Origin of the sequence: Micromonospora sp. NBC_01655 (assembly GCF_026339755.1) — a bacterium.
In the GTDB taxonomy this organism is placed as follows: domain Bacteria; phylum Actinomycetota; class Actinomycetes; order Mycobacteriales; family Micromonosporaceae; genus Micromonospora.
The window spans coordinates 2096538-2110835 of sequence record NZ_JAPEQF010000001.1; the positions used below are offsets into that span (position 1 = coordinate 2096538).

Here is a 14298-nt window from a genome sequence, read left to right on the forward strand (position 1 = left end):
GCAAAGGCGATGCTGCCGGCGGGGTGGACCCCGCCGGCAGTACCGTCGTCCCGGAGGTAGCGCGTGTCGAAGGAAACCGAGAAGCAGCGCTGGCAGCGCAACTTCGCCGACCTGCTCCAGGAGTTGCGGGTCGCGCAGACCGGCGTGCAGATCCTGTTCGCCTTCCTGCTGACCCTGCCGTTCAGCAACGGTTTCACGCGTACCAGCGAGTTCCAGAAGGACGTCTACATCGTCGCGTTGCTGTCGGCGGCCGGCGCCACCGCGATGATCATCTCCCCGGTCGCCTTCCACCGGGCGCTGTTCCGGCAGGGGCGCAAGCCGGAGCTGGTCCGGTTCGCCCACCGGATGGCCAGCGGCGGGCTCGCTTTCATGCTCGTCTCGATGGTCAGCGCGGTTCTGCTGATCACCGACTTCGTGCTGGACCGGGGCATCGCCTTCGTGCTCACCGCGATCACGGCGGTCTGGTTCCTGACCTTCTGGGTGGTCCTGCCGTTCGCCCGCCGGAACTGGGGGGACGACGACATCGACGACGACGATGACGACCCGCAGCCGCTCACTGCCGGCTGACCCCGCCGACCAGCGGTGACGCCGGCCGAAATCCGAGGTGCACGCGACGCTACCCCTGGGTAACAACCAGGGGTAGCGTCGCTCTTGTCGAGCGCGTCGACGCATCCGGACCGAGGTTCGAGGGGGCAGCCGTGACCACGACGCAGAACAGCCGACCCGCGCCCGACCCGCCGGGGGGAGCCGCCGCGGGCGGCCCCACCGGCCGGGTCGCGCCGATCGACGATCCGGCCCCGGCCGTCCCGGGGCCCGCCACCGCCGACGCCACCGAGGCCACCGCCGCCACCGCCGATGCCGCCGAGGCCACCGCCGACGCCGCGGCGGTCGACGCCGCCGGGGGCGCGGGGGCGCTGCCGACGGAGGCCGGTCAGGTGTCCGAGAAGGAGGCCCGGCAGGTCGCCGAGGCGGCCCGCGAGTCCGCCTGGGACCGGCCCAGCTTCGGCAAGGAGTTGTTCCTCGGCCGGTTCCGGCTCGACCTGATCAACCCCTGGCCGCGTACCGACCCGGCCGAGGACGCCCGGGCCGGGGAGTTCCTCGGCCGGCTGCGGGCGTACCTGGAGGCCGAGGTGGACGGGGCGGCGATCGAGCGCGACGCCCGCATCCCCGACGAGGTGTTCCAGGGGCTGGCCCGGCTCGGCGCGTTCGGCATGAAGATCGACCGGTCCCACGGCGGGCTCGGGCTGAGCAACCTGCACTACTGCCGGGCGTTGATGCTGGCCGGCTCGGTCAGCCCGGCGATCGGGGCGCTGCTGTCGGCACACCAGTCGATCGGCGTCCCGCAGCCGCTGAAGATGTTCGGCACCGACGAGCAGAAGCAGCGCTTCCTGCCCCGGCTCGCCGCCGGCGAGGTGTCGGCGTTCCTGCTCACCGAGCCGGACGTCGGCTCCGACCCGGCGCGGCTGGGCACCACGGCCGAGCCGACCGCCGACGGCACCGGGTACCGGCTCAACGGGGTGAAGCTGTGGGCCACCAACGGTACCGTGGCCACCCTGCTGGTGGTGATGGCCCGGGTGCCGGCCGCCGAGGGGCGGCGCGGCGGGATCACCGCCTTCGTCGTCGACGGCGACGCCGAGGGCATCACGGTGGAGCGGCGCAACGAGTTCACCGGCCTGCGCGGCCTGGAGAACAGCCTCACCCGGTTCCACGACGTGTTCGTGCCGAACTCCGACGTCATCGGCGGCGAGGGCAAGGGGCTGAAGATCGCCCTGACCACGCTGAACACCGGGCGGCTCTCGCTGCCGGCGATGTGCGTCGGCGCCGGCAAGTGGTCGCTGAACGTGGCCCGGGACTGGGCCGCCGACCGGGTCCAGTGGGGCCGGCCCGTGGGCGAGCACGAGGCCGTCGCGCAGAAGCTCGCGTTCGTCGCCGCCACCACGTACGGCATGGAGGCCATGCTGGACCTGTGCTGCCTGCTCGCCGACGACGACCGCAACGACATCCGGATCGAGGCGGCCCTGGTCAAGCTGTACGCCAGCGAGATGGCCTGGAAGATCGGCGACGAGCTGATCCAGATCCGCGGCGGGCGCGGCTACGAGACGGCCGACTCCCTGGCCGCCCGGGGCGAGCGCCCGGCCGCGGTCGAGCAGATGCTGCGGGACCTGCGGATCAACCGGATCTTCGAGGGCTCCACCGAGATCATGCACCTGCTCATCGCCCGCGAGGCGGTCGACGCCCACCTCTCCGTCGCCGGGGACATCATCGACCCCGACGCCGGGCTCGGCCGCAAGGCGAAGGCCGGTGCCCGGGCCGGGGCCTTCTACGCGAAGTGGCTGCCCACCCTCGCCGTCGGCCGGGGCCAGTCGCCGCGGGCGTACGCCGAGTTCGGCCCGCTCGCCGGCCACCTGCGCCAGGTCGAGCGGTACAGCCGCAAGCTGGCCCGGTCGACGTTCTACGCGATGTCCCGCTGGCAGGGGAAGATGGAGCGTAAGCAGGCGTTCCTCGGCCGGATTGTGGACATCGGCGCGGAACTGTTCGCGATGTCCGCGGTCTGCGTCCGGGCGTACGCCGAGAAGGACACCCGACCGGAGAACGTCGAGCTGGCCGACCTGTTCTGCCGCCAGGCCCGGCTGCGGGTCGACGCCCTGTTCACCGGCCTGTGGGCGAACACCGACTCCGTCGACGTGGCGGCGGCGAAGCGGATCCTCGCCGGCCGGTACGCCGCCCTGGAGGACGGGGTGCTCACCCCGCCCGCCGACCTGCCCTGGGTGGCCCGGTGGACCCCCGGCCCGTCGACCGCCCGGGACGTCCGCCGTCGTGTCCCCCGCCCCGAGTGACGACCAGGGGCCCCTGTCGTGGGGCGGGGGCCCCGCGCTCCTCGCCGACCCGGGCCGGGCGCGGGCTCAGCGGGCGATGGCCCAGGCCAGCACGGCGGCCAGGATCAGCCCGTTGAGCGCCGCCAGCACCAGGTACGCCGCCGGCGGGATCTTGCGGCCTCGGCGGACGAAGCTGACCAGCACGGCGGCGTAGGCCAGCAGCAGCACGGCGACGACGATCAGGAAGTAGAGCACCGGACCACCCTATCGGCCACCCCGGAGCCCGAGTCGGCGCAGCTCCAGCGCGGCGAGCGCGTCGACCGTGGCGTCGTCGCCGCGCCGCCACGCCTCGGCCACGTCCGGGGCGATCCGGGTCAGCTTGCCGATCGGCTGACCGGCCAGCGCCCGCAGGGCCAGCAGGTCCCGCCCGGCCGGTACGGCGGCCAGCGCCTTGGCCGAGGCGGCCCGGCGCATCCAGCGCAGCCGCAGCGGCAGCCAGCCGAACAGCACCAGGCCGAGCGGGAACACCAGCACCGCGATGGTGAGCGCCAGGGCGAGCTGGCCGACCAGCTCCTGCTGGTCCCGGCCCGCCTCGGCCATCGCCCGGGCGGCGTCGGCGGCCTTCGTGAACGGGGCGGTCAGCTCGTCGCCGACCAGCGGCACCCGGCGTACCTTGCCGCCGGCGTCGGCGAGGTTGTCGGCGAGGCTGCCGCCGGCCCCCTCCAGCTTCTGCCCGGGTACGGCGAGCTTCTGCACCAGGTCGTGCACCCAGAACGCGAAGCGGATCGCGGCGTACACCCAGACGACGACGAGCAGGTCGGTCAGGAACTGGCGGACGGCGGTCGGGATGCGATCGGCGTAGATCTTCACGCCGGACAGCGTGCCACGGTCCGCCCCGCCCGGCACGGGTCGGATTTCCCGCCCGGCGCGGACGCGACCCGGCCGGGGTCAGCCGGCGCAGGCCGGGCAGGTGCCGAAGATCTCCAGGGTGTGGCTGACGTCGGCGTACCCGTGCTGCGCCGCGACCCGCTCCGCCCAGGCCTCCACGGTCGGCCCGGCCACCTCGACGGTGCGCCCGCAGGCCCGGCAGACCAGGTGGTGGTGGTGGCCCTCGCTGCACCGCCGGTAGAGGTGCTCCCCGCCGGGCGGGCGCATCACGTCGATCTCGCCCGCGTCGGCGAGCCCCTGGAGGGTGCGGTAGACGGTGGTCAGCCCCACCCGCTCGCCGCGCCCGCGGAGCATGGCGTGCAGGTCCTGCGCGCTGTGGAATCCCTCCAGCTCGGCGAGTAGCGCGCTCACCGCCGAGCGCTGCCGGGTGTTCCGGACGACGGTCCCCTCGGTCACGATGCCTCCCCGGCGTGGCTGACCGCGTCGGCCACGATGTGCGCGACGTGCTCGTCGACCAGCGCGTACGCGATCTCCCGGCCGCGCCGGGAGCCGCGGACCACGCCGGCTCCCCGCAGCACCCGCAGGTGCTGCGAGACCAGCGGCTGCGCCGCCCCGAGCTTCTCCACCAGCTCGTGTACGCACCGTTCACCCTGCGCCAGTTCGCTCACGATCGCCAGCCGGATCGGGGCCGCGAGGGCGCGCAGCAGCTCACCGGCGTCCTCGTACGCCTCGTACCCTGATCCGTCGGTCACCTCGTAACGGTAACCAATACCACCGGCGTGCCGGAGCGCAGGATCAACGCAGCACCACCTCGGGCGGCTCGGCGACCGGCGGGCCGGCCGTCGTCCGGCGTCGGCGCACCGCCCGCCAGCCGGCGCTGGCGACCGCGACGACGAGGAACAAGGCGATCGCCAGCAGCACCACGGACGCGCCGGGGGCGGTGTCGGCGTTGGCGGCCACCCAGACCCCGGAACCGGCGGCGAACAGCCCGAGCGCCATCGCCGCGGTCATCGTTCCCCGGAAGCCCCGGGTGACCTGCTGGGCGGTGGCCACCGGGACCACCATCAGGGCGCTGATCAGCAGCACCCCGACGGCCCGCATGGCGATCGTCACGGTGACCGCGGTGCCGACCGCGAGCAGCATGTTCAGCGCCCGCACGGGCAGCCCGGCGACCCGGGCGTACTCCTCGTCGTGGCAGACCGCGAACAGCGCCGGGCGCAGCGCCAGCATGGTCACCAGGAGCGCCGCGCCGAGCACCAGGATGGTGGTCAGGTCCTGCGGCGAGATGGTGGTCAGCGACCCGAACAGGTACGCGTTGAGGTTCGCGCTGGTGGCGTCGGAGAGCCCGACCAGCGTTACGCCGCCCGCGATTCCCCCGTAGAACAGCAGCGCCAGCGCGAGGTCGCCCGAGGTGCGCCCGCGCGCCCGGACCAGCTCGACGGCGACCGCGCCGAGCGTCGCCACCACCACCGCCACCAGCACCGGCGAGCGGTTGAGCAGCAGGCCGGCGCCGACGCCGGTGAGCGCCACGTGCCCGACCCCGTCGCCGATCAGGGCCAGCCGGCGCTGCACCAGGTAGATGCCGAGCGCCGGGGCGGCCAGGCCGATGACCAGCGCGCCGATCAGGGCGCGCTGCATGTACGGGTACTGGAAAAGCTCCATGCTCAACTGCTCCACAGCCCTACGGGCTCGTCGGGTCCGTGCGGGTGCACGTGGTCGTGGTCGGGCTCGGCGTGGTGGCCGGCCGGCTCGGGGACCGCGCCGTCGTGCGCGATCCCGCCGTGGTGCACCACCACCGCCCGGCTGATCAGCGGTCGCAGCGGCCCCAGCTCGTGGGCGACCAGCAGCACCGTCCCGCCGCCGTCGACGAAGTCGCGCAGCGCCCCGGCGAACGCCTCCTGGCTGGCGGCGTCGACCCCGGCGGTCGGCTCGTCGAGGACCAGCAGCTCCGGCTCGCCGGCCAGGGCCCGGGCGATCAGGGTTCGCTGCTGTTGCCCGCCGGAGAGGGTGGCCACCGGGTCGCCGGCCCGGTCGGCCAGCCCGACGGCGGCCAACGCGGCGTCGACCGCCGCCCGGTCGGCCCGGCCCGGCGGGCGCAGCACGCCCCGGCGGGCCAGCCGGCCCGAGGCGACCACCTCGCGGACGGTGGCCGGGACGCCGCCGCCGGCGCCGAGGCGCTGCGGGACGTACCCGATCCGCTGCCACTGCCGGAACCGGCCCAGCGGGGCGCCGAAGAGCGAGACCGACCCGGCGTGCAGCGGGACCAGCCCGAGCACCGCGCGGATCAGGGTGGACTTGCCGGAGCCGTTGGCGCCGAGCACGGCGACCACCTCGCCGGCGGTGACGGTCAGCGAGACGTCGCGCAGCACCGGGCGGCCGTCGTAGCCGACCGCTGCGTGGGTGACGGTGATGACAGGCGTGCTCACGAGCAGCTCAACGCCGTCCGCAGGGTCGCCAGGTTGGTGCGCATCACCGAAAGGTAGTCGCCGTCGTGGCCGGCGGACAGTCCCTCCAGCGGGTCGAGCACCGCGGTCTTCGCCCCCACCTCGCGGGCGATGGTCTCGGCGACCTTCGGGCTGACCAGGGTCTCGAAGAAGATCGTGGTGGCCCGGTGCTCCCGGGCCTCCCGGGCGACCTCGGCGAGGCGCTGCGGGGAGGGTTCGTTGTCCGGGGCCAGCCCGGTGATGCCGACCTGGTCGAGCTGGTAGCGCTCGGTCAGGTAGCCGAACGCGGTGTGGCTCACCACGATCTCGCGGCGCTGGCAGGTCCTCAGCCCGGCGGCGAACTCGGCGTCCAGCCTCTCCAGCTCGGCGCGCAGCGCGCCCGCCCGGGCGGTGTAGTCGGCGGCGCGGTCCGGGTCGGCCCGGCCGAGCCGCTCGGCCAGCCGGTCGCCGACGGTGGCCAGCCGGGTCGGGTCGAGCCACAGGTGCGGATCCCTGGCGCCCTCCTCCTCGGCGTGCCCGGCGTCCTCGCCCTCGTGCCCGGCCTCCTCGCCCTCGTGGTCGTGCCCGCCGGCGCTCGCGGCCAGCAGCGGCTGCACCCCGGCGACGTCGAAGGCCCGGTCGCCGCCGTTCTGGTCGACCGCCTCGTCCACCGCGGGCTGGAAGCCCTTGAGGTAGACGATCAGCTCGGCCTGGTTCACCTCGCCGACCTGGCGTGGGGTCAGTTCCAGGTCGTGCGGCTCGGTGCCGGGCTTGGTCAGGTTCGTCACCCGGACCGCGTCGCCGCCGATCCGCTCGGCCACGAACTGGAGCGGGTAGAAGGCGGCGGCCACGTCGACCCGCTGCGGGTCGGCGCCGGTGCCGTCCGCGGCGCAGGCGGTGACGGCGCCGAGAGCCACCAGGGCGGTCGCGGTGGCCAGGGCACGTACGGTGGGGCGGAGCGTCATGCCCCAACTCTCCGCGATAACGAAATTGATTGTCAAAAACGCATGCTTGCATGCGAGCGACGTGTCTGCTATTACCCCGTTCGGATGGGTCCCTGCGTGGGGCGGATCAGAGCAGCTTCGTCAGCGCCGCGGTGATCAGCAGGGTGAGCATCACCAGCCGGATCACCCGGGTCGCCGGCGCCTGCACCGCCCAGGTGGTCAGCAGCAGCGCGACCAGGGCGGCGGCGAGCGCCAGCAGCAGCACCCCGCCGGCCACGCCCGGGGTGAACAGCGCCACCAGCACCAGCGCCAGCGTGACCAGGAAGACCGTCGTCGGGTTCGCCCGGGCCAACCGACCCAGCAGGGGGCGCTGCGTACGCTGCATCCCACAGACTCTACGAGGAGGACCCGGTGCTGGTCACCAACCGGTTCGTGGTCGACGAGGACGTCGCTCCCGCCTTCACCGAACGCGCGCACGCCGCCCTGGCCGCGCTCGCCGCCCGCCCCGGCTACCTGCGCGGGGAACTGCTCCGGGCGTTGGACGACCCACGCCACTGGTGCCTGGTCACCGAGTGGGAGTCCGTCGGCGCCTACCGGCGGGCGCTGGGCGGGTTCGACGTCAAGGTGCACGCCACACCGCTGCTGGCCGAGTCGCTCGACGAGCCGTCCGCGTACGAGGCGCTGGCCACAGCCGCCCCGGGCGGGACGGTCGAGGTGAACCCCAGTGATCGGGCCGCTGCTCCGTACCGCTGAGCCGGCGGGCACTACCCTGCACCTATGACCGCACCCGGACCGGCCGGTCCACCCCCGTACCCCGTGGCGCCCGGGCCCGGCGGCCCGCCGACGCACCCGGAGCCGGGCGTGCCCGAGCCCCCGGCGGGCCCCGGGGTGGCCCCGCCGTTCGCCGCGCCGCCGACCGAGGGGCGCAGCGCCCGGCTCTGGCTCGGCCTCGGGGCCGGGGCGCTGGCCGTGCTGCTCTGCTGCGGCGGGGGCGGGGCGGCCGTGGTCGGCCTGGTGATCAGCAACGTGCAGGCGGTGCGGGAGCAGGGCCGCGCGGTGACCGACGACTACTACCAGGGGCTGGTCGAGCGGAAGTACGGCAAGTCGTACGACGCGCTCTGCGACGACGCGCAGCGCCGGGAGTCCCGGGCGGAGTTCGAGCGCCGGGTCGCCGCCGAGCCGCAGATCGACTCGTACCGGGTGGGCGAGGTGGACCCCACCACCCTGACCGTGCCGGTCTCCGTCACCTTCAGCGGCGGCAACCGGGGCGACCAGGAGGTCACCCTCGCCGCCGACGGGCAGACCGGGGCCATGGAGGTCTGCGGGGTGAGCTGACCACCCGCCCCGGCGGCCGGGCGGAGGCTCGCGGGGGCGGCTGGCCCCGCCCCCGGTATTCTGCTGGGCTCGGGGCCCGGACGGTCGTACCGTTGTCCCGAACCGACCGATCCATCCACATCTCGCCCCCGCCGACCGCCAGCCGGCGTAGGAGGAAACATGCCAGCCGACCGTATCGACGCCGTCGTCAGCCTCGCCAAGCGCCGGGGCTTCGTCTTCCCCTCCAGTGAGATCTACGGGGGCACCCGGTCGGCGTGGGACTACGGTCCGCTCGGCGTGGAGCTGAAGGAGAACGTCCGCCGGCAGTGGTGGAAGACCATGGTCCAGCAGCGCGACGACGTCGTCGGCCTGGACTCCGCGGTCATCCTGGCCCGCAAGGTCTGGGAGGCCAGCGGCCACATCGCCGAGTTCGTCGACCCGCTGACGGAGTGCCAGTCCTGCCACAAGCGGTTCCGCGCCGACCACCTGGAGGAGGCGTACGCCGAGAAGCACGGCAGGCCGCTGGCCTCGCTGTCGGAGCTGAACTGCCCGAACTGCGGCAACAAGGGCACCTTCACCGAGCCGAAGATGTTCAACGGCCTGATGAAGACCTACCTCGGCCCGGTGGAGAGCGACGAGGGCATGCACTACCTGCGCCCGGAGACCGCCCAGGGCATCTTCGTCAACTACAAGAACGTGGAGACGGTCGCCCGCAAGAAGCCGCCGTTCGGCATCGCGCAGACCGGCAAGTCGTTCCGCAACGAGATCACCCCGGGCAACTTCATCTTCCGCACCCGCGAGTTCGAGCAGATGGAGATGGAGTTCTTCGTCGAGCCGGGCTCCGACGAGCAGTGGCACGAGTACTGGCTCGCCGAGCGCTGGAACTGGTACCTCGACCTCGGGCTGTCCGAGGAGAACCTGCGCTTCTACGAGCACCCCAAGGAGAAGCTCTCCCACTACTCGAAGCGCACCGTCGACATCGAGTACCGGTTCCGGTTCGGCGGCAGCGAGTTCGCCGAGCTGGAGGGCATCGCCAACCGCACCGACTTCGACCTGTCCACGCACAGCAAGCACTCCGGCGTCGACCTGTCGTACTTCGACCAGGGCAAGAGCGAGCGCTGGATGCCGTACGTGATCGAGCCGGCCGCCGGCCTGACCCGCGCGGTGCTGGCGTTCCTGCTGGAGGCGTACGACGAGGACGAGGCCCCGAACACCAAGGGCGGGGTGGACAAGCGCACCGTCATGCGCTTCGACCCGCGGCTGGCCCCGGTCAAGGTGGCGGTCCTCCCGCTGTCCCGCAACGAGGCGCTCTCCCCGAAGGCCAAGGGCCTCGCCGCCGACCTGCGCAAGCGCTGGGTGGTCGAGTTCGACGACTCGCAGGCCATCGGCCGCCGGTACCGCCGCCAGGACGAGATCGGTACCCCGTTCTGCGTGACGGTCGACTTCGACACCCTCGACGACAACGCGGTGACCGTGCGCAACCGGGACACCATGGCCCAGGAGCGGATCTCGCTGGACCAGGTCGAGCGCTACCTGATCGACCGCCTCCCCGGCTGCTGAGCGCCGTCGACGGGGCCCCGGCCGGTGCGGGAACGTGCCGGTCGGGGCCCCGTACACTTGTCCGGTGACCGCCCCGACCGTGCCCGCGCCGCGTCCGTTGACCCTCGGGCGGTACCAGGTGTGGCCGCCGGTGGTGCTCGCGCCGATGGCCGGGATCACCAACGTCGGGTTCCGCCGGCTCTGCCGGGAGCAGGGCGGCGGCATCTACGTCTGCGAGATGATCACCACCGTCGCGCTGGTCGAGCGGAACCCGAAGACCCTGCGCATGATCGCCTTCGGCGACGACGAGCAGCCGCGCAGCCTCCAGCTCTACGGCACCGATCCGGAGATCACCGCCGCCGCCGTGCGGATCGTGGTGGAGAAGAACCTCGCCGATCACATCGACCTGAACTTCGGCTGCCCGGTCCCCAAGGTCACCCGCAGGGGCGGCGGGTCGGCCCTGCCGTGGCGGCGCCGGCTCTTCGCCCGGCTGGTGCGGGCCGCGGTGGACGCCGCGTCGCCCGCCGGGGTGCCGGTCACCGTGAAGATGCGCAAGGGCATCGACGACGACCACCTGACGTACGTCGAGGCGGGGCTCGCCGCCCAGGACGCCGGTGTCGCGGCGGTCGCCCTGCACGGGCGCACGGCCGCGCAGCGCTACTCGGGCACCGCCGACTGGGACGCGATCGCCACCCTCAAGCAGGCCCTCGACGTGCCGGTGCTCGGCAACGGCGACATCTGGGAGGCCGAGGACGCGTTGCGGATGGTCGCCCACACCGGGGTCGACGGGGTGGTGATCGGGCGTGGCTGCCTGGGCCGGCCGTGGCTCTTCGCCGACCTGGAGGCCGCGTTCGACGGGCGGCCGGAGCGGCGGCTGCCCACCCTGGGCGAGGTGGCGGCGACCATGCGCCGGCATGCCGAGCTGCTGGTCGACCAGTTCGTGGCGGGGGCGCGGAACCCGGCCAGGGGCGAGCGGGACGGCTGCACCGACTTCCGCAAGCACGTCGCCTGGTACCTCAAGGGCTTCCCGGTCGGCAGCGAGCTGCGCCGCTCCCTCGCCATGATCGACAGCCTGGCCCAGCTCGACGACCTGCTCGGCAAGCTCGACCCGGCGGAGCCGTTCCCGGTGGCGACGCTCGGCCAGCCGCGCGGCCGGACGAACTCCCCGGGCAAGGTCCACCTCCCGGAGGGCTGGCTGGCCAGCCGGGACGACGACACCGTGCCCGAGGGCGCGGAGCTGGCCGACTCCGGCGGCTGACCCACGCCGCCGCAAAGGGCCGGCCCCGGTGGGGCCGGCCCTTTGTCGTGTGTGGGGTCAGGAGGTGGCGTAGCCGCGGGTGGCGATCCAGTCGGCGAGGTTGTCGATGGTGATCTGGTAGCTGGCCTGGTCGGGGTTGGCGGAGTCGGCGATGGTGACGATCCTGCCGTTGTCGTGGTAGCCGACGACGCTGATGTAGTGGCCGCCCTCGAAGGAGTGGGTGGTGCCGGTGGTGTCGCTGGTGGTGCCGGCGATGTTCGCCACGACGGCGCGGCCCTGGTCGACGGTGCGCACGACGTCGGCGCGCAGGGTGTCGGTCTGCTTGGTGTCGGCCTTGCCGGTGGGCAGTTCGACGCTGCGGTAGGCGTCGTTCTTGCCGGTCTCCTTGTTCAGGACGGGAGTGATGTCGTTGATGGAGTCGGTGCCGTTCTCGGTGGTGCCCATCTCCCTGGCCATGGCGTCGACGCTGATGGCCTTGCCCTGCACCGACAGGGCGTTACGGGCGGCGGCGGGACCGCAGTAGAAGAAGTTGGGCTGCGCCTCGTAACGCACGTCGAGCTGCCGCTCCCCGCCAGCCTTACCATCGGCCTGCACCTGCACGGCGGGAGCCTTCACCGCCGGGGCCGCGTGCGCGGCGACGGCGGGGGCGGCGATACCACCAGCGGCGGCGGCGAGAACACCAGCGGTCAGCGCGGTCCTACGGATCAGATCGGTACCCATGATGGCGTGCTCCTCTGCTCGGGGGACACACGACAACACAACCCCGAAGAGGGGCGACTGCCGCGAGAGAAAGAGATTCGGGGGACCAACCCGGCGGCCGGGGGGCCTGCTCGGGTCGTCCAGGGGGATGCAACGATCCCGCCGGGCCCCGCATTCCACCGGCACGAAGGCCGAAGAGCCGGGGCCTGCCCGGGCCGGGATCCGCCCGGGTGAACCATGTACAACACCCCCGCCCCGGCCCGGATTCCACCCCCACGGTGACCCCGCCCACAGGACCAAACCCCCCACACCACCCAAACCACCCAGCACCGACCCCCCAGCCCCGGTGATCAAGAGGTTTACGTCAAGGGGGCGGCGAATCCTGACGCAAACCTCTTGATCAACGCGGTGGGGTCGGGGCGTGGTCCGTGCCGGTCTGGGCGGCTCCGGCCGTGGTGTCCGGGTGGGGCTGGGTGGGGATGGGAGGTGCGTCCTGGGGTTCCGCCGGCCAGGGGATCTCCGGGGCGCGGTGGAAGGCGATGCCCGCGCCGCTCCAGCGCGGCCCGTGGCCGGCGAGGCGGTCGCGGAAGGCGGGCCAGTCGTGCGTACGCCGGGGCGACCAGCCCAGCTCTGCCACGGCGGGCAGCCGGGGCAACAGCATGAACTCGATCTCGGCAAGCGAGGTGACCGACTCGGTCCAGAGCGGGGCCTCCACGCCCAGCACCGCCTCGGCCGGCACGCCGTCCAGATGCGTCCCCGGGTCCCAGTCGTACGCGCGGGCCACGTCGATCAGTCCGGCCCAGTCGTGTCCGATCGGGGTGTCCGGGGCGTACTTCATGTCGAGGTAGGCGTGGTTGGCGGGGGAGAGGATCAGCCGGGCGCCGCGCCGGACGGCCTCGGCGGCCACCGGGTCGTCGCCCTGCGTGCCCCACCACTGGAGGATCCGCCCCTCGGCGTGCCCGGCCGGGGCGATCTGGTGCCAGCCGACCACGATCTTGCCGGTGCTGGCGACGATGCCCTGCACCCGCTCCACGAAGCGGGCGTACACGTCGGCCGGAACCTTGAACACCTCGTCGCCGCCGATGTGCAGGTACGGCCCGGGGGTGCGGGCGGCGACCTCGCCGAGCACGTCGGCGACGAAGGCGTACGTACGCTCGTCGGCCGGGTCGAGGTAGCTGAAGCCGACCTCGGTGCCGGTGTACGGCGGCGGAGCGAGCCTCTCGGGCGCCAGCTCCGGGTACGCGGTCAGCGCCGCGTTGGTGTGGCCGGGCAGGTCGATCTCCGGGACGACGGTGACGTGTTGGCGAGCGGCGTACCGGACGACGCGCCGGTAGTCGGCCGCGGTGTAGCAGCCGCCGGGGCCGCCGCCGACCTCGGTCGCCCCGCCGACGGTGGCCAGCCGGGGCCGGGCGTCGACGGCGATCCGCCAGCCCTGGTCGTCGGTGAGGTGCAGGTGTAGGTGGTTCAGCTTGTACCGGGCGAGGTGGTCGACCACGCGCAGCACGTCGGCGACGGCGAAGAAGTGCCGCGCCACGTCGAGCATCGCGCCCCGGTACGGGAACCGGGGCCGGTCGACGATCGTCCCGCCGGGCAGCGTCCAGCGCTCGGCCACCGGGGCGGGGCTCTCGATCGCGGCCGGCAGGAGCTGGCGCAGGGTCTGCACGCCGTGGAACAGGCCGGCCGGGGTGGCGGCGGTGAGTCGTACCCCGTCGGACCGGACGTCGAGCCGGTACCCCTCCGCGCCGAGGGGCTCGGTCCCGGCCGGCCCGGGGTCCGGGTCCGCCACCGGAGCCGGGGCGACGCCCGGCCCGGAGCTGTCGGCCCTGGCGCCCGGCCCGGCGCCGTCGGTTCCGGTACCCGGCCCGGTTCCGTCGGCCCTGGCGCCCGGCCCGGCGATGTCGGGCCCGGCGGCAGGTCCGGCGATGTCGGGCCCGGTCCCGGCCAGCGTGAGGGTCAGGCCGCCGGCCGGGTCCGCGAGGGTGTCGGTGACCGGGACCGGGTAGCCGGTGGCGGGGCGGAGCAGTGTGGCGAGCTGCTCGGCGACGTCCCGGGCGGCCGGGTCCGGGTGGACCCGCACGACCACGTCGGCCGGGAGCGTGAAGTCGGCCGCCGGGTCGGGCTCGACCCGTTCCGGCGCGGGCACCACGTCGCCCAGCCGGACCGGGGCCGGCGGCGCGAGCCGGTCGCCGGCGGCCCGGGCGGCGGCCCGGGCCAGCTCGCCGGCGGCCGGCTGGCGACCGGGGAGATCGGCCGGGGCCAGCGGGTCGCGGCCGGTCTCGGGGGTGCGGGGCGGGATGGGCGGCACGGCGTCGACTCCCGGGTGTATTTGCGAGGAATATGGCAAAGGTGAGGTTCGACAGAACCAGCGCCGTCAAGAGTACGAGGGGTCCGGGAAATTGCGTGATCGTGCTCGTGGA

Annotated in this window: 16 protein-coding genes; 6 read left to right on the forward strand and 10 right to left on the reverse strand. The window is 73.7% G+C overall.

Annotated features, from left to right (window positions below):
- Positions 1-63 precede the first annotated feature (63 nt).
- Together OOK41_RS10050 and OOK41_RS10055 are read left to right on the forward strand one after the other, a co-directional pair.
- Positions 64-567 carry a DUF6328 family protein gene (locus OOK41_RS10050; protein WP_117672464.1) on the forward strand — a complete coding sequence of 168 codons (504 nt, stop codon included), beginning with the start codon at positions 64-66 and terminating at the stop codon, positions 565-567.
- A gap of 347 nt (positions 568-914) precedes the next feature.
- A complete protein-coding gene (locus tag OOK41_RS10055) occupies positions 915-2837 on the forward strand; it encodes an acyl-CoA dehydrogenase family protein (RefSeq protein ID WP_266267769.1) in 1923 nt (640 codons plus the stop codon).
- Positions 2838-2903: 66 nt separating this feature from the next.
- Here OOK41_RS10055 and OOK41_RS10060 read toward each other — a convergent pair whose 3' ends face one another.
- From OOK41_RS10060 to OOK41_RS10095, 8 genes are all read right to left on the reverse strand, one after another.
- Positions 2904-3071 carry a hypothetical protein gene (locus tag OOK41_RS10060; protein ID WP_165878256.1) on the reverse strand — a complete coding sequence of 56 codons (168 nt, stop codon included), beginning with the start codon at positions 3069-3071 and terminating at the stop codon, positions 2904-2906.
- Positions 3072-3080: 9 nt separating this feature from the next.
- Positions 3081-3686, reverse strand: a complete 606-nt coding sequence (locus OOK41_RS10065; RefSeq protein WP_117672503.1) for a hypothetical protein — start codon at positions 3684-3686, stop codon at positions 3081-3083.
- A gap of 78 nt (positions 3687-3764) precedes the next feature.
- Positions 3765-4163, reverse strand: a complete 399-nt coding sequence (locus tag OOK41_RS10070; RefSeq protein WP_117672505.1) for a Fur family transcriptional regulator — start codon at positions 4161-4163, stop codon at positions 3765-3767.
- Positions 4157-4456 carry a helix-turn-helix transcriptional regulator gene (locus OOK41_RS10075; protein ID WP_117672466.1) on the reverse strand — a complete coding sequence of 100 codons (300 nt, stop codon included), beginning with the start codon at positions 4454-4456 and terminating at the stop codon, positions 4157-4159. The genes OOK41_RS10070 and OOK41_RS10075 overlap by 7 nt, the downstream gene beginning before the upstream one ends.
- 43 nt (positions 4457-4499) lie before the next feature.
- Positions 4500-5366 (reverse strand): metal ABC transporter permease, encoded by an 867-nt coding sequence (locus OOK41_RS10080; protein ID WP_266264144.1) that lies wholly within the window; start codon positions 5364-5366, stop codon positions 4500-4502.
- A gap of 2 nt (positions 5367-5368) precedes the next feature.
- Entirely contained in the window at positions 5369-6130 is a 762-nt protein-coding gene (locus OOK41_RS10085) for a metal ABC transporter ATP-binding protein (RefSeq protein ID WP_117672471.1), read from the reverse strand.
- Complete coding sequence (locus OOK41_RS10090; protein WP_266264147.1) at positions 6127-7092, reverse strand: metal ABC transporter substrate-binding protein; 966 nt, start codon at positions 7090-7092, stop codon at positions 6127-6129. Before OOK41_RS10090 ends, OOK41_RS10085 begins: the two co-directional genes overlap by 4 nt.
- A gap of 106 nt (positions 7093-7198) precedes the next feature.
- Positions 7199-7456 (reverse strand): hypothetical protein, encoded by a 258-nt coding sequence (locus tag OOK41_RS10095; RefSeq protein WP_117672475.1) that lies wholly within the window; start codon positions 7454-7456, stop codon positions 7199-7201.
- Between the two features lie 26 nt (positions 7457-7482).
- On the opposite strand from OOK41_RS10095, the gene OOK41_RS10100 reads away from it, so the two are divergent.
- The 4 genes from OOK41_RS10100 to dusB all read left to right on the forward strand — a co-directional run bounded on the left by OOK41_RS10100 (position 7483) and on the right by dusB (position 11182).
- Positions 7483-7824, forward strand: coding sequence for an antibiotic biosynthesis monooxygenase (locus OOK41_RS10100; RefSeq protein ID WP_266264149.1), 342 nt, complete (start codon positions 7483-7485; stop codon positions 7822-7824).
- Between the two features lie 108 nt (positions 7825-7932).
- Complete coding sequence (locus OOK41_RS10105; protein ID WP_117672507.1) at positions 7933-8406, forward strand: hypothetical protein; 474 nt, start codon at positions 7933-7935, stop codon at positions 8404-8406.
- A gap of 159 nt (positions 8407-8565) precedes the next feature.
- Positions 8566-9945: a glycine--tRNA ligase gene (locus tag OOK41_RS10110; protein WP_266264151.1), complete on the forward strand. Its 1380-nt coding sequence runs from the start codon at positions 8566-8568 to the stop codon at positions 9943-9945.
- Between the two features lie 64 nt (positions 9946-10009).
- Positions 10010-11182 carry a tRNA dihydrouridine synthase DusB gene (dusB, locus tag OOK41_RS10115; protein WP_117672481.1) on the forward strand — a complete coding sequence of 391 codons (1173 nt, stop codon included), beginning with the start codon at positions 10010-10012 and terminating at the stop codon, positions 11180-11182.
- Positions 11183-11239: 57 nt separating this feature from the next.
- Here dusB and OOK41_RS10120 read toward each other — a convergent pair whose 3' ends face one another.
- A complete protein-coding gene (locus tag OOK41_RS10120; protein WP_266264152.1) occupies positions 11240-11902 on the reverse strand; it encodes a C39 family peptidase in 663 nt (220 codons plus the stop codon).
- A gap of 379 nt (positions 11903-12281) precedes the next feature.
- Positions 12282-14141, reverse strand: coding sequence for a family 20 glycosylhydrolase (locus OOK41_RS10125; protein ID WP_266267770.1), 1860 nt, complete (start codon positions 14139-14141; stop codon positions 12282-12284).
- Between the last annotated feature and the right edge of the window lie 157 nt (positions 14142-14298).